The following is a 2,362-nucleotide window of genomic DNA, read 5'->3' as shown; positions in this document are numbered from 1 at the left end:
CATCGCGGTGGTCAGCGGTGGAGTCGATTCGACGGTGGCCGCCCTGCTCGTCGCCGAGGCCATCGGCGATCAGCTCACGGCCATCTTCGTCGACAACGGCGTGCTGCGGAAAAACGAATCGGTGCAGGTGGCCTCCCGTCTGAGCGACCGCCTCGGACTGCACTTCATCGCCGTCGACGCGCGGGAGCGTTTTTACGCGCGGCTGGCCGGAATCGAAGAGCCGGAAGTGAAACGAAAGCGGATCGGGAACGAGTTCATCGCGGTCTTCGAAGAGGAAGCGCACAAGATCCGCGGCGCCGAGTTCCTCGTGCAGGGAACGCTCTATCCGGACGTGATCGAATCGGTCTCGATCAAGGGGCCTTCCTCGGTGATCAAGACCCACCACAATGTCGGCGGTCTGCCGGAGAAGATGGGGCTGAAGCTGATCGAGCCCGTGCGCGAGCTGTTCAAGGACGAGGTGCGGCAGCTCGGGATCGAACTCGGGCTGGAAGAGGAGTTCGTCTGGCGGCATCCATTCCCCGGGCCCGGGCTTGCCGTGCGGATCCTCGGCGAAGTGAATGCCGAGCGCGTGGAGATCCTCCAGAACGCCGACGACATCGTCATCGAGGAAATCCGCCGCGCCGGTCTTTATCGCGAGATCGCCCAGGCCTTTGCCGTCCTGCTGCCGGTACGGAGTGTCGGGGTGATGGGCGATGAACGGACCTACGAGAACGTGCTCGCCGTCCGCGCCGTCACCACCACCGACTTCATGACCGCCGACTGGTACCGGATGCCGTACCAGGTGCTCGACCACATTGCCCGCCGTGTGGTGAACGAGGTCCGCGGCGTCAACCGCGTGGTCTACGACGTCTCCTCGAAGCCGCCGAGCACGATCGAGTGGGAGTGATCCCGGGTAGGCTGGCAATCGGGCTCTTCAGGCGTTATAGTCGAAAGACCCGGGTCAACCAAGAGACGAAGGAGATTCGCATGACCGTCCGCGTCCGAACGCCTGTATTTGTATTCTTGAGTTGCATCCTGTTCGCCGCGGTCCTCCAAGGCAAGGGAGAACCGCGGAACGAGCCTGTCGGCCCGATGATGGTCAATCCGAGCATGGTCCAATGGAATGTCATCCCCGACCATGAATCGGTCGACCTGACGGTCCTCGGCCCGGACGGCGACGTCTTCTCGGCGTCGTTCAAAGGAGGACCGCCGTCGTTCAAGCTCAACGACCTCAGGGGAAAAGACAGCTTCGATGGAACGTACATCTACGAGTTGCGGATCGTTCCTCGAATCTCTCCGGAGGTCAAACAGGCGCTGAAGGACGCCCGCGCGAACGGAGACGACGAAAAGGCCAGGCAGATCCAGAAGCAGGCCGGGATCGACCGGATCATCACGCAGTCCGGTGCGTTCTCGATCCTGCACGGCGCGTTCGTCTCGCCCGATCTCGATGAAGGCACCACCGGCGGCGCGTCCCTCAAACCCGGGGCTCAGGCCGCCCCGGCGAGCGGCGAGGGCGGCGGGAACGGGAACACTCAGACCCGTTCTACCCCTCACCTCACCCCCGCACCGAACGATCAGGTCATCGCCGACGATCTCATCGTCCAGGGGAGTGAATGCATCGGACTGGACTGCGTCAACAACGAGAGCTTCGGCTTCGACACCCTTCGCCTCAAGGAAAACAACACGCGGATCAAATTCGACGACACGAGCACCTCGCCAGGATTCCCGAACGTCAACTGGCAACTGACGGCAAACGATTCCGCGAGTGGGGGCGCAAACAAATTCTCGATCGAGGACATCACCGATTCCAAGGTTCCGTTCACGGTGATGGCCAATGCACCGACGAGTTCCGTATTCGTCGACAGTTCGGGGAAAGTGGGAATCGGGACGTCGACTCCGGTGCTGAACATTCACGAAAACAAGAGCGATACGCCGGGCATCCGTCTCGAGCAGAACAGCAGCGGCGGATTCACCGCGCAGACGTGGGACATCGCCGGAAACGAGGCGAACTTCTTCGTGCGTGACGTGACCGGCGGCTCGCGGCTCCCGTTCCGCATCCGCCCGGGTGCCCCGACCAGCTCCATTGACATCGCGGCGAGCGGGAACGTCGGAATCGGGACGGCGAGCCCGGCGGGAAAACTGCACATCGCGACGACCGGAGGTGATACGGTCGTGACAAGCGACGGCAGGGTCGGCATCGGACGAATACCGGCTTCGAACATCAGGCTTCATGTGGTGGGCGTCGATCACGGAGCTACGAACTACATCTTTGCCGTCCAAGACGACCTCGGAAACAATGCGATATACGCCCGCGATGACGGGCTGGTCTATTTCGGGCACGGCGCGACTGAAAGCATGCGCATCAATAGTGCCGGGAATGTGG

General features: G+C 62.3%; 2 protein-coding genes. Both read left to right on the top strand.

Annotation, left to right across the window (positions count from 1 at the left end; genetic code table 11):
• Nucleotides 1-886: glutamine-hydrolyzing GMP synthase (gene guaA / locus VKH46_14355; GenBank protein ID HKB72027.1), on the top strand; the 886-nt coding region annotated here is incomplete at its 5' end.
• A gap of 80 nt (nt 887-966) precedes the next feature.
• The coding region (locus VKH46_14350; protein HKB72026.1) for a hypothetical protein at nt 967-2,362 on the top strand (1,396 nt) is incomplete at its 3' end.

The sequence above is a fragment of the Thermoanaerobaculia bacterium genome, assembly GCA_035260525.1.
Classification (GTDB): Bacteria; Acidobacteriota; Thermoanaerobaculia; order UBA5066; family DATFVB01; genus DATFVB01.
This window is presented reverse-complemented; position numbering and strand designations above follow the sequence as displayed.